The sequence below is a fragment of the Streptomyces sp. NPDC003635 genome (assembly GCF_053587635.1).
Genome location: NZ_JBSFOK010000069.1, coordinates 1 through 18,863, shown reverse-complemented (window position 1 = coordinate 18,863; position 18,863 = coordinate 1). Strand labels below are relative to the sequence as shown.

16 protein-coding genes and 6 pseudogenes are annotated in these 18,863 nt (G+C 68.5%); 14 read left to right on the top strand and 8 right to left on the bottom strand.

Annotated features, from left to right (window positions below):
- Nucleotides 1–67: 67 nt before the first annotated feature.
- From ACWDRW_RS37445 to ACWDRW_RS37425, 5 genes are all read right to left on the bottom strand, one after another.
- Complete coding sequence (locus ACWDRW_RS37445) at nucleotides 68–997, bottom strand: hypothetical protein (protein ID WP_451732126.1); 930 nt, start codon at nucleotides 995–997, stop codon at nucleotides 68–70.
- On the bottom strand, nucleotides 936–1,718 hold the full coding sequence (locus ACWDRW_RS37440; RefSeq protein WP_451732123.1) for an IS3 family transposase: 783 nt from the start codon (nucleotides 1,716–1,718) through the stop codon (nucleotides 936–938). Before ACWDRW_RS37440 ends, ACWDRW_RS37445 begins: the two co-directional genes overlap by 62 nt.
- Before the next feature lie 41 nt (nucleotides 1,719–1,759).
- Complete coding sequence (locus ACWDRW_RS37435; RefSeq protein ID WP_451732111.1) at nucleotides 1,760–1,975, bottom strand: hypothetical protein; 216 nt, start codon at nucleotides 1,973–1,975, stop codon at nucleotides 1,760–1,762.
- 185 nt (nucleotides 1,976–2,160) lie between these two features.
- On the bottom strand, nucleotides 2,161–3,144 hold the full coding sequence (locus ACWDRW_RS37430) for an ISAs1 family transposase (RefSeq protein ID WP_451732108.1): 984 nt from the start codon (nucleotides 3,142–3,144) through the stop codon (nucleotides 2,161–2,163).
- Nucleotides 3,145–3,504: 360 nt separating this feature from the next.
- On the bottom strand, nucleotides 3,505–4,128 hold the full coding sequence (locus ACWDRW_RS37425; RefSeq protein ID WP_451732105.1) for a TetR/AcrR family transcriptional regulator: 624 nt from the start codon (nucleotides 4,126–4,128) through the stop codon (nucleotides 3,505–3,507).
- A gap of 107 nt (nucleotides 4,129–4,235) precedes the next feature.
- Between ACWDRW_RS37425 and ACWDRW_RS37420 the strand changes: the two genes are divergently transcribed.
- From ACWDRW_RS37420 to ACWDRW_RS37410, 3 genes are all read left to right on the top strand, one after another.
- Complete coding sequence (locus ACWDRW_RS37420; RefSeq protein ID WP_451732103.1) at nucleotides 4,236–5,015, top strand: SDR family NAD(P)-dependent oxidoreductase; 780 nt, start codon at nucleotides 4,236–4,238, stop codon at nucleotides 5,013–5,015.
- Nucleotides 5,016–5,245: 230 nt separating this feature from the next.
- Entirely contained in the window at nucleotides 5,246–5,704 is a 459-nt protein-coding gene (locus tag ACWDRW_RS37415) for a hypothetical protein (protein WP_451732100.1), read from the top strand.
- 890 nt (nucleotides 5,705–6,594) lie between these two features.
- Nucleotides 6,595–7,491: a hypothetical protein gene (locus ACWDRW_RS37410; protein ID WP_451732098.1), complete on the top strand. Its 897-nt coding sequence runs from the start codon at nucleotides 6,595–6,597 to the stop codon at nucleotides 7,489–7,491.
- Nucleotides 7,492–7,900: 409 nt separating this feature from the next.
- On the opposite strand, the gene ACWDRW_RS37405 is transcribed toward ACWDRW_RS37410, so the two are convergent.
- Nucleotides 7,901–8,059 (bottom strand): LysR substrate-binding domain-containing protein, encoded by a 159-nt coding sequence (locus ACWDRW_RS37405; RefSeq protein ID WP_451732096.1) that lies wholly within the window; start codon nucleotides 8,057–8,059, stop codon nucleotides 7,901–7,903.
- 404 nt (nucleotides 8,060–8,463) lie between these two features.
- On the opposite strand from ACWDRW_RS37405, the gene ACWDRW_RS37400 reads away from it, so the two are divergent.
- From ACWDRW_RS37400 to ACWDRW_RS37385, 4 genes and pseudogenes are all read left to right on the top strand, one after another.
- Nucleotides 8,464–10,536 (top strand): hypothetical protein, encoded by a 2,073-nt coding sequence (locus ACWDRW_RS37400; protein ID WP_451732093.1) that lies wholly within the window; start codon nucleotides 8,464–8,466, stop codon nucleotides 10,534–10,536.
- A 34-nt stretch (nucleotides 10,537–10,570) separates the two neighbouring features.
- Nucleotides 10,571–10,990, top strand: coding sequence for a hypothetical protein (locus ACWDRW_RS37395; protein WP_451732090.1), 420 nt, complete (start codon nucleotides 10,571–10,573; stop codon nucleotides 10,988–10,990).
- A 527-nt stretch (nucleotides 10,991–11,517) separates the two neighbouring features.
- Complete coding sequence (locus ACWDRW_RS37390; protein WP_451732087.1) at nucleotides 11,518–12,069, top strand: hypothetical protein; 552 nt, start codon at nucleotides 11,518–11,520, stop codon at nucleotides 12,067–12,069.
- Between the two features lie 282 nt (nucleotides 12,070–12,351).
- Nucleotides 12,352–12,558 (top strand): annotated as a pseudogene (locus tag ACWDRW_RS37385) (transposase family protein); the annotation flags it as partial.
- A 361-nt stretch (nucleotides 12,559–12,919) separates the two neighbouring features.
- Here the strand turns inward: ACWDRW_RS37385 and ACWDRW_RS37380 are convergent.
- Nucleotides 12,920–13,306, bottom strand: a pseudogene (locus tag ACWDRW_RS37380) (helix-turn-helix domain-containing protein); the annotation flags it as partial.
- Between the two features lie 178 nt (nucleotides 13,307–13,484).
- Between ACWDRW_RS37380 and ACWDRW_RS37375 the strand changes: the two are divergent.
- The 3 genes and pseudogenes from ACWDRW_RS37375 to ACWDRW_RS37365 form a co-directional block, all read left to right on the top strand.
- Complete coding sequence (locus tag ACWDRW_RS37375; protein ID WP_451732084.1) at nucleotides 13,485–13,973, top strand: GNAT family N-acetyltransferase; 489 nt, start codon at nucleotides 13,485–13,487, stop codon at nucleotides 13,971–13,973.
- 230 nt (nucleotides 13,974–14,203) lie between these two features.
- Nucleotides 14,204–14,692 carry a hypothetical protein gene (locus ACWDRW_RS37370; RefSeq protein WP_451732081.1) on the top strand — a complete coding sequence of 163 codons (489 nt, stop codon included), beginning with the start codon at nucleotides 14,204–14,206 and terminating at the stop codon, nucleotides 14,690–14,692.
- 37 nt (nucleotides 14,693–14,729) lie between these two features.
- A pseudogene (locus ACWDRW_RS37365) lies at nucleotides 14,730–14,961 on the top strand (IS5/IS1182 family transposase); the annotation flags it as partial.
- A 50-nt stretch (nucleotides 14,962–15,011) separates the two neighbouring features.
- Here ACWDRW_RS37365 and ACWDRW_RS37360 read toward each other — a convergent pair.
- Nucleotides 15,012–15,307, bottom strand: a pseudogene (locus ACWDRW_RS37360) (ISAzo13 family transposase); the annotation flags it as partial.
- A gap of 276 nt (nucleotides 15,308–15,583) precedes the next feature.
- On the opposite strand from ACWDRW_RS37360, the pseudogene ACWDRW_RS37355 reads away from it, so the two are divergent.
- From ACWDRW_RS37355 to ACWDRW_RS37340, 4 genes and pseudogenes are all read left to right on the top strand, one after another.
- Nucleotides 15,584–16,009, top strand: a pseudogene (locus ACWDRW_RS37355) (DNA/RNA non-specific endonuclease); the annotation flags it as partial.
- Between the two features lie 9 nt (nucleotides 16,010–16,018).
- On the top strand, nucleotides 16,019–16,531 hold the full coding sequence (locus ACWDRW_RS37350; protein ID WP_451732078.1) for an SMI1/KNR4 family protein: 513 nt from the start codon (nucleotides 16,019–16,021) through the stop codon (nucleotides 16,529–16,531).
- Between the two features lie 251 nt (nucleotides 16,532–16,782).
- Nucleotides 16,783–17,165: pseudogene (locus ACWDRW_RS37345) on the top strand (ISAzo13 family transposase); the annotation flags it as partial.
- Nucleotides 17,166–17,305: 140 nt separating this feature from the next.
- A complete protein-coding gene (locus ACWDRW_RS37340) occupies nucleotides 17,306–18,757 on the top strand; it encodes an NF041680 family putative transposase (RefSeq protein ID WP_451732076.1) in 1,452 nt (483 codons plus the stop codon).
- Nucleotides 18,758–18,863 lie beyond the last annotated feature (106 nt).

Below are 18,863 nucleotides of genomic sequence, written 5' to 3'. Positions count from 1 at the left end.
AGGCAAGCGGCCCGCCGGTCCTCGGACCGGCGGGCCGTATCGCGTGCGTGACCTGCGCGGTGGGCGGTCAGCCTTCCTGCGCCAACTCCCATACGTGGACGGCCGTCCGGTCCTCGGAGACCGTGTACCAGGCTCCTTCGCCCGCTGCGTGCACCGGTCCGTGGACGGGCTGCGGATAGCTGATCCGCGCGCGCAGCGCCATGTCGTCGGTGTCGACCAGCCAGTGGCGGCCCGGTCCGTATCCGGCGTCGCTGCCGGACGTGCCCGCCACGACCGTGGTCTCGCCGGTGAAGACGGCGCCGAAGTCCCAGTAGACCCGGCCCCCTTGGGGGTAGGGCGGCACGGTTCCGTCGGCGTCCAGGTCACGCAGCATCGCGCCGCTGTCCGCCGCGTGCAGATAGAGAGCGTCCTGCTGGACATCGGTGGCAAGGAGATGCCGGCCGGAAGGGCTCACGCCGAGGAGCACGGTCTCGACGTCGATCTTCCGCACCGACAACGCCCCGCCGTCGAGGCGTCCCCACAGCGCGGGAGAGCCCTCCTCGCCCTCACCGACGCTCAAACCCATCTGCGCCGGGTCGGGGTGCACCGTGTGGAAGGAGCCCGACGCCACCGTGCCGGTGGCCGCGCGTCCGAGGATCCGGCCGTCGGCGGAGTCGAGAACCAGCCAGAACTCATCTGGCTCCACGTCCTGCCCGTCCCCCGCCAGAGGGCCGCGCACATGGGCCCAAAGCAGCTTGCCGTCGGCGGAGAAGGCCGCCGAGCCGCTGTCGGGGTACTCGTGCTCGCCGTCCTCACCGCGGTCGTCGGCGTACTCGTCGAAGTCCTCGTGCAACTCTGGGCATTCACCGGCCCAGCACGCGTGGCGCACCTCCCAGCGCGTGGCCCCGGAAGCGTCCACCGCCCGCACCGCGTGCAGCCCGGCGAACACGGCGACGTCACCGGGCGGCGAGACGGTGACCGTACCCAGATCGCGCGGCCAGGGCGCGGGAAAGCGCACCACGTCGCCCGACGCGGTGTCGAGCACGGCGAGTACGGTGTCGGCGCGCTGCACGACCAGCCTGCGCCCGCCTTGGCACAGGAGGACGGGGGCATCGGCGGAGCCGGGTTCCAGCGGGGCCGGGATGGTGGCCACGAGTCGGGCCGCGCGGGGCGCGGCCCCTCCGTTCATGGGATCGGTGGACATGCACCGCATGCTGGCACACATGCCGGGGTGAGTGCGCTCCGAGGCGGTTCGTCGGTGCACCTCCTGCGAAGGGAACGTCCATGGGGTACATACCGCAGTGGCTGAATTCCTCCTCATGGGAGGAGAGCGGAGGGCTCGCACTCGAAACCGGAGCGAGCGGGAGATAGGTGATGTCGCCCATGTATGTCCGCCCCGGCTCGGTGGCGGTGAAGTCCCGCTGGAACAGGTCCGGAACCTGTGGGGCTGCCGGGTCCGCGACGGTGGTGCGGACGCGTCTGCGCAGGCGGATGCCGGTGATGGAGAACGCCCGCATGAGCCGGGCGACCCGCTTCTCGTTGACCCGCAGGCCCTTCGCGCGGAGCTCGGTGGTCACCCGTGGGGAGCCGTAGGCGCCGCCGGACTCGGCATGGACCTGGCGGATCTGCTCGGCCAGGAGCCGGTCCTCGCTCTGCCGGGACGCCCTCGCCTTCTGGCCGGAGAGCCACTTGTAGTAGCTGGACCGGTGCAGGCCCAAGACCTCGCAGAGCCGCTTCACGCCGTAGGCGTCCCGGTGGTCGGAGACGAACTGGAAGCGACTCACCAGTTGGTCTCCCCGGCGAAATACTTGGCCGCCTTGCGCAGGATGTCCCGCTCGGTGGCGAGCTTGCGCTCATTTGCCTCGAGCTCGGCCACCCGGGCCTCCAACTGCCGCACCCGCTCCTCCGGATCAGCGGACGGCACCGTCGCCCGAGGCTGGGCGCCCGGCTTCACAGCCGCGGCGGTGATGCCACGGCGTTCGCGGTCCCGCAGCACCCACTCACGCAGGGTGGCCCGGTTGATGCCCAGGTCGGCGGCGATGCTCTTGTATGTCGCCCGGGTGTGGACTCGTACAGGGCCACGGCATCGGCCTTGAACTCGTCCGAGTAGTCCTTCATCGCCATCGGCGGTCTTCTCGCTTCCTCCGGATCAAGCAGATCCAGTATCAGCGTGTCCACCACTCAGGGGGAGGCTCCCTCTACTTTCCAGTGGTCGCGGATCAGCGTGGCGATCTGGGCGGGTGTGGCCTGTTCGGCAGCCAGGCTGGTGACGGCGTAGACGGTCGTGATGGTGGTCTTGCCCGTCTTGCGGTCGGTGCGGCGGCGCTTGACTTGGATGGCCTGGCGGGCGCCGGGGAAGAGCAGGTTGTTCACGGTGGCGACCTTGATCCGGCGGATCTCGGAGCGCCCGTGGCCGGTGCCCTTGGCACGGCCCTGGAGCGGGATGTCCTTCCAGGGGAGGTCTTCCAGCTGCTGGCGCAGGTGCTTCTGGTTGCGCTTGACGATCACGATGTAGTGGGCCCGCCGACCCAGGAGGTAGGCGGCGTGCTCGCGCTGGGTGTGCAGCACGTCGCTGGTGACGACCGTGCCGTCGAGGTCGGTGAGGGTGTCCAGCAGCGGCTTGAAGCATGTGGTCTCGCCGGTCTTCTCGCCGACGTCCAACCGGGCCAGGACCAGGCCGGTGGTGTGGTCGAGGGCGGCGAGCAGGTGGATCTTGCGGCCCTTCGCCCTGGCCGCGCCGCGCAGGCTCTTGCCGTCCACGGCCAGGCCGCGCGGCCCGGGAGTCCCGCATTGCGCGGGGCGGCGGTCTGCGAGCCAGCGGCCCACGGCCCGGTCCAGCGCGTCGCCGTCGACGCGGGCAAGGAGGCGGCGCACTGCCGATTCCGAGGGGGTCAGCCGCTTCGGCAGGAGCGGATCCGGACAGGCACCGAGTTGTTCCAGCACGTGCTCCGGGGCATCTGCGATCCACTCGCCGACCGCAAGGAGTGACGTCGCTCCAGCCAGCACGGAGCACGCTGCGAGCGCGAGTACGACGGCGAGGGCGTGGCGTATTCCGCGGGGGTCGCGGGGATCTGGTATCTCCGCCAGGCGCTCCAGCAGGCCGGGGATCTCCTCGGGCGCGGCATCGGGGAACTCGCGGAGCTGGTCAAGTGCAGGAGGTATCACGGATGATGCGTCGGCAGGCACGGTCTTCCGGTCGGATCACGGGGCGTCGAGAACTCCATGATCTTGGAAGCCGTGCCTGTTGCGTTGCCGGGCTGCCGAGCTGGCAGAACCTCACGAACCGGACGTCACGCGACTACGCCGAAGCCTTGTCCTTCCAGCAGCCGCGGCTTCCAGGGGATGCCGGGCGGCCCGTACGGAGCTGGCGCCGGCGGGCGCGCCTCAGGCCCGGGGGAGCGGGGTGTCCGCGGCGGCGTCGCCTCGGGATTCGACGGCCACGACAGACATCAGCCGAGCCCGCAGAGCGGGCGGCCCTTCTCCCTACGCCGCCCGAGGCCGAGACGCAGGGAGAGCTGCGACGGCTCAAGGGGTGGCGTACCTGGCCTCCATCATCAGGACGGCCTCGTCGACGACCGACTCGACGGCCGCACCGTCGGGAGCCCAGTGGGCCAGAAGCAGACGGGGCCAGAAAACGTAGTTGGAGATCATGCCGAGGAACTGGGTGGCGGCCAGCTCCGGATCCTCCAGCCTGATCGTGCCCGCCGCCCGCTCCGCCTCCAGGTAGCGGCGCACCGAGTCGAAGTACGGCAGCTTGCCGCGGTGGAACTGTGACTCGGCCAGTTCCGGGAAGCGCGGCAGCTCGGCGATGACGATCCGGAAGAGGTCGGCCATGCCGGGACGGGTGAGCAGGGCGGCGTAGCGCCGTCCGATGAGGGCGAGGCCGGCCCGCAGGTCGCCGGGCGGCGGGGCGTCCTCCTCCCCGTCTCCCGCCTGCCAGGACGCGGTGACGATCGCGTCGAACAGCGCCGCCTTGGTCGGGAACTGCTTGAACAGGGTTGCCTTCGACACTCCGGCCGCTTCGGCGATCTTCGCCAACGACGTCCGGTCGTACCCAGAGTCCAGGAAGAGGCGGGAGGCCGCGCGCAGGATCGCGGCCCGCTTCTCCTCGGCGACGCGCTGGTGGTAGGCCGACGGCTCGATGGTCATGAGCACCATCCTAGGCGAGGTGAGTCACTTGACTCACCTCGCCCTGTTCTCGTACGGTCGATGGCGAGGCGAGTCGCTTGACTCGCCACCTGGAAAGGAACCATCCCATGGGACGCTTCGACCACCACACCGTGCTCGTCACCGGCGGCACCGGCGGCCAGGGAGCCAGCCACGTCCGCGCCTACCACGCCGAAGGCGCCGACGTCGTAATCGCCGACATCGACGAGGACCGGGGCCGGGCGCTCGCCGCCGAGCTCGGCGACCGCGCCCTCTACGTCCGCCTCGACGTCACCGACGAGAGCTCCTGGAGCGCCGCTGTCCAGGCCGCCGAGGAGCACTTCGGCCCGCTGTCCGTCCTCGTGAACAACGCCGGCGTGCAAAACCCCGCCGCCCCGATCGAGACCACCGACCGCCAGGTCTGGGAGCGCATCCTCGGCATCAACCTCACCGGCGCCTTCCTCGGCATCAAGGCGGCGACCCCTTCGCTGCGCCGCGACGGCGGCGGCGTCATCGTCAACATCGCCTCCACCTCCGGCGTGGGCGGCACTGCGATGTACGCCCCCTACGTCGCCAGCAAGTGGGCCCTGCGCGGCCTCACCAAGACGGCCGCCCTGGAACTGGGCCGCGACCACATCCGCGTCAACGCCATCCACCCCGGCGTCATCGCCACTCCGTTCATCACCGAACCCGCCGCGGGCAGCGACGCCCCGATCTCCGACTTCTACTCGGCCGACCCGTTCGCCATCCCCCGCCTGGGTGAGCCCGCGGACATCACCCGGGCCTTGCTGTTCCTCACCTCCGACGAGGCTTCTTTCGCCACCGGTTCGGAGTTCGTCATCGACGGCGGGCTCCTGCTCGGCCCCGCCCTCAAGTACGAAGCCGCTTGACCCCCGCCCGCCACCCGGCCCACCCGAAAGGGGCCCCTCATGGCTCCGGCGGTACGCGCGGCCATTGAGATCACTGCCGCCGCGGCGCCGCGAGCGGATTATCGACATCACCACGACTGCTGGCTTTCCGGCGATCTCCCGGCGTCAACGGCTATGTTCTGTTACACCTCTCGCCTACCTGGTGTCGCGAGAGTTGCACAGATAGGTGGCGCACTGCACCGGCCGCCGCCATGAAGGCGTTCGCCGCCGCCAACGCCGCAGCCTGGGACGAGATCGCCCGCGCCGATGCCGCACCGTGGAAGACAAAGATGGCCAGCCACGCTGTCGCCCTCCAGGAAGGGATGGGGCGGGCGAAGGTGTCCGCCTCGGCTGGGGTGATGGCCAGCTTCGGGGAGTCGCAGGATGAGGAGGGCGGGGTCGATCCAGGCCGCGCCACGCGTGGGCCAGGCCCAGTCGACGATGTGAGCTTGGGCGTCCATGATCACGTTGTGCGGGGCAAGGTCGGTGTGCAGGAGGGTGTCTCCGGCGAAGAGGTCGGCGGTTCCGGGCGGAGCGTATGGGGCCCAGCGCTGTTCGGCGGCCTTGATGGCGATGTCCGCGGGGGCGGTGATCTTCTGGAGTTCTTCCATGGCCGCGGCGACGAGTGGCAGGTGGACGGAGCGGGGGGAGTAGTCGGCGTGCCTCCCTGAGAGGACCTCGTACCCGAGGAGGTCCCAGCCTGCCGTCTCGACGTGCCAGTACAGCCGGGGGCAGGCGCGTGGGAGGGTGCGGGTTGATCGCGGCCTCACGGCGCTGCGCCGGGGCACTCTGCTTCGACGTCGAACGGATGCCCCAGTCGACTTGAGGCCAGGCTGCCCGCTGCTCGCCGGGCTGCGGAGGGTGGAGTGTGAGTACGTGCGCTGTGGCCGACGACCACGGGGACGTGGAGACGTCTGGCCGTCGAGCCCACAGGGACTCGTCCGTGTCGGTGACAGACCCATGACATTGAGCGAGGCTCACGGGGTCTGGACCCCCGCCTTCCTCGCCGCCCTGCAACGTGTCCTCCGGCCTCACAGCGTCGTCGCCTTCCCTGTCGGGCGCGGGGTCGCCCGACGACAGGCCCAAGATCAGCACACGCAGTGGCTGCGCACTGGCGAACACGCTCACCTACGGGTGGGGGCGCTCGCGCATTCGGGCCGGTCGCGGGCGGTGCTGGCGGAGTCGGAGGGTTACCCGGGTGCGCAGACTGACCGATCAGGAAGTGCAGAAGCGGCAACAGAGTGTGCGCCGGGGCAGTAGCAGCTCGGTGCGCTGCCGGCGGGCGATGATACGGCTGGCGTCCGCCGGGGGACCGCCACCCACCGATCCGGGACGACCGCCGGCTTCCCGCCGGAACCGAATCGGCTGGGCCGGGGCCTGCGCCACCCGGGTGGGAAACGATCGGGCTGGGGCGACCGACCCGCAGCGCCGCGGACGTATGAGGCCATGAAGCCGCTCCACGATACGGTGACCCGTGTGGGGTGCCCAGGGTGCACCACCCCGGCAGAGCGGCAGTGAGATCTTCGAGGTCACCGCATGAAGCCGATCCGGCAGAGCTGTCATGGCTGACGCGGCCTCCCGCGCGAAGCAACGGGTCGCCCATGTCCGCGACGACCCGGCCGGACGCTATGCGCTGGCACGGGAGTTCTATCAGCTCGCCACGGGGCCCCGCCGTAGGTACGGCCACGCCGAGCTGAGCTTCATGCGCTGGTCCCTTGCCCGTGGCGTGCTTGCACCGCAAGCCTCCGACTCACCGGGAAGTCCCTGGTGGCGCGCTGTCAACGAACGGCTGCTGCGGGACAAGACGGAGGCCCTCCTGCTGTTGTCCGCCGGCACCGCCAGTGCTCGCAGCGTCGAGTGCTGGGTGGACTTCATCCGCAGACCCGAGCCCGGGCGCTGGTACCGTGCGCACAACGCCAGCATTGTCGCCGGCTACCTGGAGCACGAGGATCTCGCCGCTGCCGAGGGGCAGGTGGAGCGGTTCATGATGAACGTCGCCCTGCTTCGAGTCCTGTTCACACACGCGATGCTGGTGCGGCCACGGTTGGCGCTCGGCCGGCTGGCAGTCCTGGGGCCGCTGGCGGCCGACCCTCGCCACAGGGCCGTGCGTATGTTCCTCGACCTCGGCCGGTCCTTTCCGCCCCACTACCCGGTGACGGAGTCGATCGAGGAGACCCTCCTTGACGAGCACGCCCTCGCGCGCATGCTCGACTACGGCGTAATCGCTCCACGGCTGCCGGCGCTCTACGAGTTCTCTGCCGCATCGCTGGACCAGCCGCGGTTGACCGCCTTGCTGGACCAGGGCGTACCGGCCTATGTGTGGCCGCATGCGGACCGGCACATCTGGTACATCGGCAACACGGGCCCGCACCTGCGTGCCATCGCCCGTGCTACCGGCACCCGCCTGCTCTGGGAGCCGTCACCTCTGAGCGCCGGAAGCGTACGCGCGGACTCGTGATCGACACCCGTCATGGGGTGGTCCTGGCGGTTGGCGCCCACTGCGGCCAGGTTGGCCCGTGTCGCGATGCCGACCTGGCGCAGATGCTCGTCGGGGCCGACACCGGACAGCATGAGCAACTGCACGCTGCCCACGGCACAGGTGCAATCCACCCCGTGCAGCGGTCACCGTCGCAGGCCAGCTGGTGTGCCGGCGCTTCCGTGGCCACGTGGAGATTGGCCCCTGTCGGCCACCGCCCGCAGGTATGAGATGGCCCCGTCCAGCCGTGTGCCGTCGAGGATGCTCAGGGTCGCCGCCGTCGATCACACGAGGAACTCACGAGCCAGTACGGTCATGGCCCGCGCGGCGGCGCCGATCGGCCGGTTGGACGGAGCCACCAGCGACAGCGGCCAGTCCAGGTCGGCGTCGGTCACTCGGAGTGTCGCGACGCCGTCCGGGCGGCCGAGGAAAAGCGCGGCAGCAGCGCGATGCCCAGGCCGTGCCGGACGAACTCCACACCGGTGGCAATGTCGGTGATCTCGACGGCGACTCGGCGGGTGAGGGAAGCGGCGGCGAAGGCGCGGTCCACGACGGACCGGTTGCCGTAACGGGAGTGTAAATCTAACGGCGGATCCGGCGATCATGGGAGAGACGTCAAGTGACTGACACCGCGGTGGAGTTGGAGACCGTGCGGGGCAACGGCAAATGGGCCGGCCGTCGGTGCATGACGACCTCGTCTGCCGTGACTTCAGCGTGACGGGTCCGAACCGGCTGTGGCTCGCCGACATCACCGAACACGCCACCGGAGAACCGAGCTCCCCTCCTTTCCCGCCCGGATCTCCCGCCCGCCTCATCGCGTCAAGGGGCGAAAATTTCCGACCAGAAGAAAAAATCGCCACTTCGTCGCGCGCTCCTATTGATTGGATTCTGATCCTCAGTCGGGGGTCCGGACGGCGCGGGAGCAGGGGCATGGGGGACGCAGGGGCCATTCACGTGAGCGGCGGCATCTCCGGGCAGGTGGTGGTCGGTGACCAGAACGTCGTCGTCCACGCCGAGCACGGCTCGTCCGTCACGGTGCGGACACAAGGGCCGCCCTCGGTCCGTCGCCGCGGTCGTCCTGCCGGGCGGCCGCTCCCCTCCCGAGGCCTGGCGCTGTTCGGTCGTGACGATCACCTGGGCGAGGTGGAGGGGTGGCTGGCGGAGGGCCACCCTGTACAGATCTTCGGGCCGTCGGGATGCGGCAAGTCCGCCCTGCTGCGCCATTTGGCGGCGGAACACGGAGCGGCCGACCGTGACGTGGTGCTGCTCTCGGCTGCCGGAGTGCCTGTGGAAGATCTCATCGAGGACCTCTTCCATGCCTGCTATGACGCCGAGGGCTACAAGCCCGACCCAGCTCGGCGACGGCGCCTGATGGGTTCTGTTCAGGCCCTTCTTCTCGTCGATGACTTTGAGGGCTCCGCGGACTCCCTGGCAGAGCTCCTCGACGCCGCTCCCGGTTGCGATGTCGTGTTCACGTCCGCGGCGCTTTGCCCGGAGGCGGAGGGACGCGCACTCCATCTCGGAGGCCTGCCCGAGGATGCCGCCCTCGCCCTGCTCGCCCAGAAACTCGACCGGCCATTGCGAGACGGCGAACGGGAGGCGGCCCAGCGCTACACAGCCGCGGTGCAGGGAAATCCACTGGCCCTGGTCCAGGCAGCCACTGCCGTGCGGGCTGCCGGTCGACGCCCCGGCTCCACTGAAGCCGCTGGGTTCGTGGTGGATGAACAGGCGATCGCGACCGGGGTGGCCGATCGGCTGAGCAGTTCTGCGGTGGAACTGCTGCACACACTCCACGCATTCGCCCCCCTACCAGTGCCCGGGCCCTTGCTGGGAGCCCTGACCGGGGACGTGGACCGCGCCGCCGTAGCCGAGTTGCAGTCCTTACAACTGCTCGCCTCGGATGGGAGTGGTCTCCGATCCTGTGGGCGACTGGCCGCCCTCGTCGTGGCACGAACGGGCCCAGCCCGCGACGCGGGGCAGTTCGCGCAGACATTGGCCGATTGGGCGGGGACGAAGTCCACCAGCAAGGACGCCGCTGAGTCCGCCGTACTCCGACGAGCCCTGACCGATGCCGCCCGCATGCGAAACCACACCGCCGTACGGGATCTCGCCCGGGCTGCGGCGCCCGGGCTTGCCCGCTCACTGCGCTGGGGTGCCTGGCGCGAGGTCCTGGAGCTGGGCCGGGCGGCAGCACGCGAGTTGGGAGCGGTTGAGGACGAGGCCTACTTCACCCATGAAGAAGAGGTACGAAGGCAGGTACTGAGGCTGACCACAGGAGCGGCGATTGTCTCCGCCGCCGCGACGGGCGGGGCCGTGGGGCACGCCTTGTCCGCGCCCGCCAAGTCGGGGGCGTCCGCCGTAGCGGGACACCCGGCCGTGATCGGCACAGTTCTGGCCGCCGTGATGGCAGGCGGCGTCTTCAGTGCCCTCGCCGTCACCGGCGGCGAGGGCCAGCCCGACGCGGCCCCTGTTGCTACGCAGAGTCATGTCCAGGCGTCCGACCTTTTGCCCCGGCCGACGCACTCCCGGCAGACCGGCGCGACAGGCAAGCCGACCGACGGCACGTCGAGCAAGCCCGCGCCCACGGTCAGCACGATGCCGCCCACCAGCGCCTACTCCTCACCGAGTCTGATCCCGCCGTCCATATCGGAATCGGAGACCACCCAGGGGCCTGACGACTGCATTCCCACCTCAGCGATCCCGGCGTCCGGCGGGGACGCGCAGTTCGGGCCCGTGATCGCCAGCGGTGGTGAGGAATCCGTCTCGTTCCAGTTCAAGTGGCTGGAGTGCGACGACGAGAACAGTTTCTCGGTCACCGATCCGACCTCGTGGGAGGTGGAGCGTACCTCCTGCCCTCCTCCGGAACCGAAGACCATGTGCGTCTTCTCCGTGACGTTCCGTCCCCCGCAACCGGGTGACTACCAGGCCACAGTGACTGTTCTCGACGACTGGGGGCGCCCGACAGTGGAACTGCACGTCACCGGCAATGCAGTTGAGCCCGAAACGTCGCCCCCGCCAGTGCCCTGACACTCACCAGTAAGCGCAACAGGAAGGGGAGACCGTGGACGGACGCGAGCCCGATCACTACGAAGTACACACCGGAGACGTCTCCGGACAGGTAGTCGTCGGCAGCCGGAACACGGTCATCCGGTCGGATACCGGAATGGCTGTGCCGGCCCCGGCCGCCGAGAAGGAAATGTCACAACTGCGCGCGGAATTCGCCCGCGTTCGCGCCTTGGTCCCGATGGGTGGGCCCGACGCCGACCGTGCGCAGGAACTCCTCGACGAGTTGGAGGAATGCGTCACGGGTGGCATCGATCTCAACATCCTGGAATACGTTCGAGGCTGGTTCACCCGGCGCTTGCCCGCCCTCGCACCGGCTGTCGGGGACCTGATGCTCCATCCGGTGACCGTCAGCCTTGTCACGGCGGCAGGAGGCGACCGCGCCAGAGAGTTCCGGCGGCGGTTCGGCAACACCTGACAGCACCCGAAGGCGTATTCGTCGACCGTCCCCGCCCTCCCTGGCCTGATCTCAGGTCAGGCTGGCGCGAATCGAGCGGCTGCCGAGCGCCCGCACGCCGCGATGCGATGCCTACGCCGCAGTCGTGCCCGTGCAGGTGCCCATGGCCCGGTCCCAGATCCGCCCCGCCCCGCCGCCTGTGGCGAGCCAAGATACCTCGGGCGCGACCGCCACCGACCACACCGATCCGGCGAGACACGGGCGTTGGGCGAGGTCGCGGTGGCACGCGGTGATCTGGGGGTTCTTATGTGGGTGGGCGTCGAGGGCGGCGCTGTGCGGGACGCCCGTGAGCCCACAGCGGGTTGATGGGCGCAAGCGGGTGCGCGGTCTGGGCGAGGCTGTGGGGGAGGGGCGAGTATGGGCGGTGTCGATGCGGGGGAGATCGTTCCAGGGGCGGCGGTGAGGCCGCGCTGGGTGGGTTGGGTGGGACAGCCGATGTTCGCCGGTACGGCGGCAACGGGCGAATAGGAGGCACGCTGGTGTGCAAAGTGGATCACGAGGCCGCAGCGGTGAACGCGACAGCAGCCCTGACGGCGGCCTATCCGCATCTGACGCGAGGGGTTTCTGCGCATCCAGCGCTGGAAGGGTGCGAGGACGTGCAGTGGTCGTCCATTCCCGGCTGCCCGGTTGATGTCCCGGTCATCCTACGAGGACTGCTCGATCCCGACTCGGCTGAAATGGCCGAACGAGCACTGGACTGGCTTGTGATGTCAGGGCCGATGTCCATGAGTGCGGCCATGCCGACGGTCGTCCCGTACCTGCTGAGACTGTCTGCCGATCCATTGATCCCACGCCGGAGCGAGTTGTTCGGGCTCGTGCTCGTAGCCGCCGCCCTGTCCGCACCGACCGATCCCGACAACGCGTGGGACCTGGCGGTCAGCGGCCCCGAGAACGACCACCCTGAACGGGCCCTCTGCCGGGCGGCATTCGTTGCCGACGCAGCATGGGTGCGGCGCCTGCTGGCCGACGACGAACTGCTGGCCAGCCTGCATCTGAACAAGGACGACCGGGCATCACTGGTCCAGGCGGCCGGACTGTAATGTGCAAAGACCCAGGGCAACCCGACGGCCACTGGTGCCAGGCTCCGACCCTCGAGGCCAGCCTGCTTCGGCTGTCGGCTCGGTAAGCTGCACCCCGTTTCCTGGCGTCCCTGAAGCCGGGCTTTTGATCATGGTCCGAAGGAGAACCACGAGCGTTGTCGGCGTACAAGCTCATGCGGCCCCGGCAAGATTTCCGTGAAGCCGAGGTGTGCCACCGTGCGCCGGTGACGCTCCGTCACCGATAGCGGCACTGTCGGCGAGTGTGATGACCTCGTACGGATCATGTCTCCGCACCTGGATGCGGTGCGGGTGGAGCGGGTGTGGGTGGCGGGCGGCGTGGTCCGTGTTGCGGCCTGTACCCGCGAGTTGACGGTGAGGTGTCCGGACTGCGGTCGTGGTTCTGCGCGGGTGCACAGCCGCTATGTCCGCACGCTGGCCGACGTATCGGTCAGCGGGCGCCCGGTGCAGATCGGGCTGACGGTGCGGCGATTGTTCTGCGACGGCCCGGGCTGTGCTCGGCTGACGTTTGCTGAGCAGGTCGAGGGGCTGACGGCGCGCTACCAGCGCCGCAGTCCGCTGCAGCACCTGGTGGTGATGGCCGGGGTATTGCTCGCCGGTCGCGGCGGGGCTCGGCTGCTGCAGATCCTGCAGGTGCCGCTGTCGCGGACAAGTGTGCTGTTCCACTTGATGCGTATCCCGCTACCGGCGGCACCGACTCCGCGGGTGCTGGGCGTGGACGACTTCGCCCTGTACGCAGACGTCTACGGCACCCTGCTCGTGGATGCTGACACGCGGCTGCCGATCGATCTGTGGGCCGGACGCGACGCCGAGCAGCTGGCCGCCTGGCTGCGGAGGACCGGTAGTTTTTCGACTGCTCGGCGACCGTGTGGTCACGGGTGGGAACCAAGGTGCCGTCCACGATCAGCACGGTCTCCCTGCGGAATCGCTTGCGCTGCCGCAGTGCCAGTAACGGCCCGAGCTGATCGACGATCCGGTCCGCAGCCGACTTGGACACCCCGAACAGCGGCGAGAGTTGCCGCAGCGTCAGGTTCGTTCGCCAGTACGCGGTGACCAGCAGGACCCGGTCCTGCAGCGGCAGGCTCCACGGCCGACCCTTGCGGACCGGGTCCGCACCTTCGCGCCGCAGTGCGGTGACCAGCTTGCCGAACTGCCGCGGGCTCAGCCCAGTGAACGGGGCTATCCAGGACGGCTCGGACGCCGTGATCACACCAGACACAGCAAGATCATCTCGACTGCCGGCCATTCGCGGTGGCCTCTCCGGCTGGCTTCGTGCGCTTTCAGTAGCAGCGTTCGTCTGCTTACTTGAGCAGCGGTGGCCCGAGGAGTGGGGCCGAGGAAACGGCATTGCGCCCAGTGTGATCGGCGTGGATGCTGGCTCGCCGGAGGTACTGAAGATGATCAACGTGGTGTTGAAGCTGTCAGCCCGTGATTTGGTGCGTGCGGACCTGGCGTCGTGCGGGTGGGCAGGGTCTGACCACCACCTGGCCAGCGTCGCCAAGCAGTTGGAACGTGTCCGGATCGGCGAGGTCGACTACCTTGCGGTCTGTCCTGCAACGGACATCCCTGTGGCGAAGGGCGGCGTCGACTACCAGGTCAAGGAGGGTGTCGGCACTTTGTGGCAGCTGGCAGTCCACCCCGCATTGCAGTCGTGCGGGATCGGCACGTTCCTTGTTGAAGCGGCAGAACAGCGGATCAGGAACCGCGGTCTGCGGCAGGCCGAGCTTGGTGTGGAGGAAAGCAACCCCCGGGCACGCGCGCTATACGAAAGGCTGGGTTATGCCGCGTACGACCGTCAGCCGGACTCGTGGGACGTGCAAGCCTCTGATGGATCGTTGCGCCGCTACGAAACGATGTGCACGTTGATGCGGAAGGAACTCACGTAGGCTCATGTCACCTTCGCGGGATCTGTCAGCGGACGCGTCGTTCTTAGCCCTGCCCGCGCATGCCGCGGGCGCGTGCGTACTCGATGGAACGCAATCGGACGCTGTGGGGCGGCTTGCCCGACGGTGAGAGTGTGCGGGACGTGGCGAGGTAACCCGAGCGGTCACGAGCCAGGCATGAACTGCACATAAGTAGCTCGGCTCTCTCCGCAGCGAGTTGAGAGACTCACGTCATGGGATCTTGGGGAACCTTGGGGCCGGCGCTGTTGTCTCTGGCCGGTGTTGCGCTCGGCGCTGGCGGGTCGTTGTTCGGCCAGTACCTGGTGTCACGGGCGAGCACCCGGCAGTTGGAGATACAGGAGTCAGCCGCGCACCGTGCGGAGCTGAAGAACGTGATCCTGAAGTTCCTGAGCATTGCGTCGCAGGTGGAGAAGGCGGTGCTCACGTCCCCACATGTCGGCGTCAGCGCGGCCGATCCGGTGATGGACCGACTGGTCGACGACTTGTGGCTCGCGCACGCGGAGATCGACCTTTCGGCCAGAAGCGAGCCCCTGCGGGGTGCTGCCTACCGCTATGCGGCCCGCCTTGCAGAGGTGGCCCGAGGAGAGCTGGCCGACGCGTCCGCGCTGCGCGGGCCGCAGGTGCAGTTTTTTGACGCCGCGTATGACGACATGTGGCCCGGTCAGCGACGGGCAGCCGGGGATTCCCTCACGCCCCGGTGAGACGTGACAGGGATGAGACGATCTTGCCGCGGTTGGTGTGATCACGGCGCCGGAGTCCTCCTGGATAATCCCGTTCCCCGGGCTGAGTCCACGCTGCTTCCGCAAGCTGATCGCCGCGCTACGCCACGGCGGCGCGGATCCGGTGCGCAAGCCGTCCCTGGAGCCTGGCACTGGAGGACCGCGTGCTGCTGCTGATCGCCTACTGGCGCACGAACTTTACGCTGCGTGCCCCGCTGTTCGGCATCTCGCTCGCCCTCCGGCCCCGCATCAGCCCGACCCAGAGATCAATTGCGGGACAGCGCTTAGGGCTTGCAGATCATCAACACGTCCTCTTGATCATGCTGTTGGAGGCGCTGCTCAGGGCTCGAACCCGAGCCTGGAGGGCTGTGAGGGCGGAGTGGCTGCTGGCGGGATGACGATGCTGTGCGCTCTGAGCAGTCTCCTGATCTTCAGCAGAGTGCGATGCATAGCGCTCCGGCTGCTGCCGAAGAGCACGGCGAGGGGTGCCGCGGCCAGGGCGACCCGCAGGTGAAGGACGGCTGCCAGGACCTGGTCGGAGAAGGCGAGCCGGGGCGGGCGGCCGCGCTTGACGTCACCGTCGGGAGCCAAACCCTCGGCGTGAAAACCGCGCTCAAGCGCAATCCCGTCAATTCCGTTGCGGGCTTGGCCAGCATGGCTTTCGGCGTTGAGAACCCCGTAGACAGCGCCATCGACAAGTTCCTCGGAGCGGAACCGAAGCGCAGTTTTTCGCGTCGGATCCCAAGAGGTGGCGACACCGACACCGATGGCGATCAATGCAACTCCGCACCTACGGCAGACGGAAATCGCACATACTTCGGTCTTGAAGCGTTCCAGGACTCCTCCGGACAGACGCAGTGACGCGCGACCGGAGCGTTCGCAATACTGCAGCCTTCGGACTACACGCCGCGCGGAACCTGCGCCAAATGTGAGACCGGAAGCTACCGTCCACCGGGTATGGATGAAGTGGCAGCACAGGACCCTCTAGGGCGTGCCGATATCGGCCATATGATCCCTTACGCGGCGGCTGGGTCCGGCCGCGACCCCGGAAATCTGGTCCCGCTCTTCACCGCGACAAACCAGTACGATATGAACTGGGGGCCGGAACAGCGTGTCCGACAAGCCTTGAAGTCCAAATACAGCGTCGCCGTTGCAGTGCAGCCTGTCTACACCAACCCGACGTCCGGTGTTCCGTCCCACCTCAACTACACGTTCACGGTCTTCAATCACGGGATGCCCATATCGAACACCAGGTGCAAGATCGTGAACCAGGCAGCCAGAGGCGGGACTACCTGCTAGGAGAGAGACATGGCAATCGCAGAAATTCGGCGCCTACTAGGCGAGCCGCGATTCCTGTGGTCCGACAACACAAGTTGGATCAGACTCGAAGAGGAACTGGGTGCCAGATTCCCTAGCGACTTCCGAGAATTCTCGGATCTCTATGGGCCGGTGCACATCAACAAGCAGCTCACAATCGGCCATCCAGGAGTCGAGCGCGGGAACTTGGGTGTTGGCATCAGAGACACCATCGACGCTTGGCAGTATGCACCAGAAGATGAGGTCCCTCACCCGGTAGGGACGGGGCCCGGGGAATTGCTGCCCTGGGGATCGGCGGCCTCGGGTGAAACCGTCTTCTTTCGCATCCCGGCGAGCGAAGGCGAGGAGTGGGCCGTGGGCGTCTACGAGAGCGATGAGGGAGGGTACTACGAGTACGCGATGCCGTTTACGGAGTGGATGCTGGCGTATCTTCGCGGCGAGGATGTGACGGTCTGCTCTCGGCAGTTCGCGCCGGAAGGGCCATTCTTCGAGCCGATTTCCTGAGGCTCGTCGGGACACATCGGCAAGAGCGCTGAATGCGCGCTAGCCTCGACCTTTCGTGAGGGTCCGCCGACGGAGTCGGTGGACCCTTTCGCTTGCCGCAGCTGATGGTGGGCAGGCTGGTGGCCCGGCTGTCGCGTCGGGTGGGCGCCGGGTTCCACGGCCCGGGGCGGGTGATGTTGTCGCCGTAACGGTGGACCTTGCTGGTAGCCGGGGTTTTGCAGGAGCGCGAGTCGTTCGAGGACGCATGAACTCCGCAGAAGCCGGCCCCGGAGTGGGACCACGCTCTCCTGTCCGAGCCCGCCCTGACCGGCAGCGACTGAGCGATCTCACCGACACTTTGGCTCCCGACGGTGACGTCAAGCGCGGCCGCCCGCCCCGGCTCGCCTTCTCCAACCAGGTCCTGGCAGCAGTCCTTCACCTGCGGGTCACCCTGGCCGCGGAACCCCTCGCCGTGCTCCTCGGCAGCAGCCGGACCGCTATGCATCGCACTCTGCTGAAGATCAGGAGACTGCTCAAGGCGCACAGCATCGTCATCCCGCCAGCAGCCACTCCGCCCTCCGCCCTCACAGCCCTCCAGGCTCGGGTTCAGGCCCTGAGCAGCGACTCCAACAGCATGATCAAGACGACGTGTTGATGATCTGCAAGCCCTTAGCTTGGTGTTTAACCTCGGCCGTTCACCTGACCCGCTGATCTTGATTCGTTCCCGGGACAGCAGGGCGGCCGTTCTTCACGCTTCGAGGTGTCGAGCAACGTCGCGTGAAGGAACGGCCGCTGGTGAAGAGTCTCGCCGCTGAACAGTCCGCTGACGCCGCGTTGGGTGTCCTGTCCCACTTTCGTGTCGAGTTCTACGACTGCCTCTACGCCCGGGCGGACGCGCTCTTCGAGCTCACCGACGCGGTGCTGTGCTCGGACGGCCCGGTGACGTCGCTGGTCGAGTTGACGCTCACGGCCGAGCACCGGCGTGGGCACGGAGCGATGTACGACGCGGTCAACCACGGCTGGCTGGAGCCGCGCCGGCTGCGCAGGCTGCTTGCCTCCACGCCGCTGCCGCGTGCCGCCGACGGGCGGATCGTGCTCGCGGTGGACGTGAGCAACTGGCTGCGTCCCGACGCCCCCACCAGCCCGGAGCTGCTGTTCTGCCACGTCTACGGGCGAGGCCGCAGCGCGGATCAGTTCATCCCCGGCTGGCCCTATTCCTTCGTCGCCGCGCTGGAGACGGGACGCACGTCCTGGACGGCCGTGCTGGACGCGATCCGGCTCGGGCCGGCCGACGACGCCGCCGCGGTGACCGCCACCCAGCTGCGCGAGGTGGTCACCCGGCTCGTGCATGCAGGGCAGTGGCGGCCGGGCGACGCGGACATCCTCGTCGTCATGGACACTGGCTACGACGTCACCCGCCTCGCCTACGTCCTGGCCGACCTGCCCGTCGAGGTGGTCGGCCGGCTGCGCTCGGACCGGGTCATGCTCCGGGATGCCGGACCGCGTCGCTCCACCCCGCGTGGCGGGCAGCCCCGCAAGCACGGCGGCGTCCTCACCTTCTCCAAGCCGGAGTCCTGGCACACCCCCGACCAGGCCACGACGTGCGACACCACCCGCTATGGCACGGCCGAGGCCCTCGCCTGGGACCGGATGCACCCACGGTTGCAGGCCCGAGGCCCCTGGATCGACCACTGCGGCGAACTCCCTTTGATCCACGGCACGTTGATCCGGCTGAAGGTCGACCACCTGCCCGGCGACCGTGACCCGAAACCGGTCTGGCTGTGGTCCTCACGCACCGGCATGACCGGCGAAGACGTCGCCCTGCGCTGGCAGGCGTTCCTCCGCAGGTTCGATCTTGAACATACCTTCCGGCTGTTCAAGCAGACCCTGGGCTGGACCGTCCCCAAGGTCCGCGATCCGCACACGGCCGATCTGTGGACCTGGCTGATCATCGCCGCCCACACGCAGCTCCGCCTCGCCCGGCCCCTCGCCGAGGACCTCCGCCGCCCCTGGGAACGGCCCGCCGAGCCCCGCCGGCTCACCCCCGCCCGTGTCCGTCGGGGGTTCCGCCACCTCCGCGTGAAGACCGCCCGTCCCGCCGACGTGCCCCAACCCTCCCGGCCGGGGCCAGGACGCCCACCAGGCTCGAAGAACCGCAGGTCAGCCCCACGGCACGAGCCCGGGAAGACCGTGAAACGAGTCGAAACCCTCACCGAACACGTCCGCTTGAAACAGCAGCGAGGATAAACGCCAAGCTTAGAAGCCGTATCTCAACCGAACGTGATCGCTTGATTTGCGCTGGTCAGGCATGGTCTGGCTCGGAGTGAGGGAGGCATGCGGCGTCTTGTTTCGG

Coding starts and splice junctions, on each gene's coding strand:
- ACWDRW_RS37425 (WP_451732105.1), bottom strand. CDS start 4,128: ATGACCATCGAGCCGTCGGCCTACCACCAGCGCGTCGCCGAGGAGAAG.
- ACWDRW_RS37420 (WP_451732103.1), top strand. CDS start 4,236: ATGGGACGCTTCGACCACCACACCGTGCTCGTCACCGGCGGCACCGGC.
- ACWDRW_RS37415 (WP_451732100.1), top strand. CDS start 5,246: ATGAAGGCGTTCGCCGCCGCCAACGCCGCAGCCTGGGACGAGATCGCC.
- ACWDRW_RS37410 (WP_451732098.1), top strand. CDS start 6,595: ATGGCTGACGCGGCCTCCCGCGCGAAGCAACGGGTCGCCCATGTCCGC.
- ACWDRW_RS37375 (WP_451732084.1), top strand. CDS start 13,485: ATGATCAACGTGGTGTTGAAGCTGTCAGCCCGTGATTTGGTGCGTGCG.
- ACWDRW_RS37370 (WP_451732081.1), top strand. CDS start 14,204: ATGGGATCTTGGGGAACCTTGGGGCCGGCGCTGTTGTCTCTGGCCGGT.
- ACWDRW_RS37350 (WP_451732078.1), top strand. CDS start 16,019: ATGGCAATCGCAGAAATTCGGCGCCTACTAGGCGAGCCGCGATTCCTG.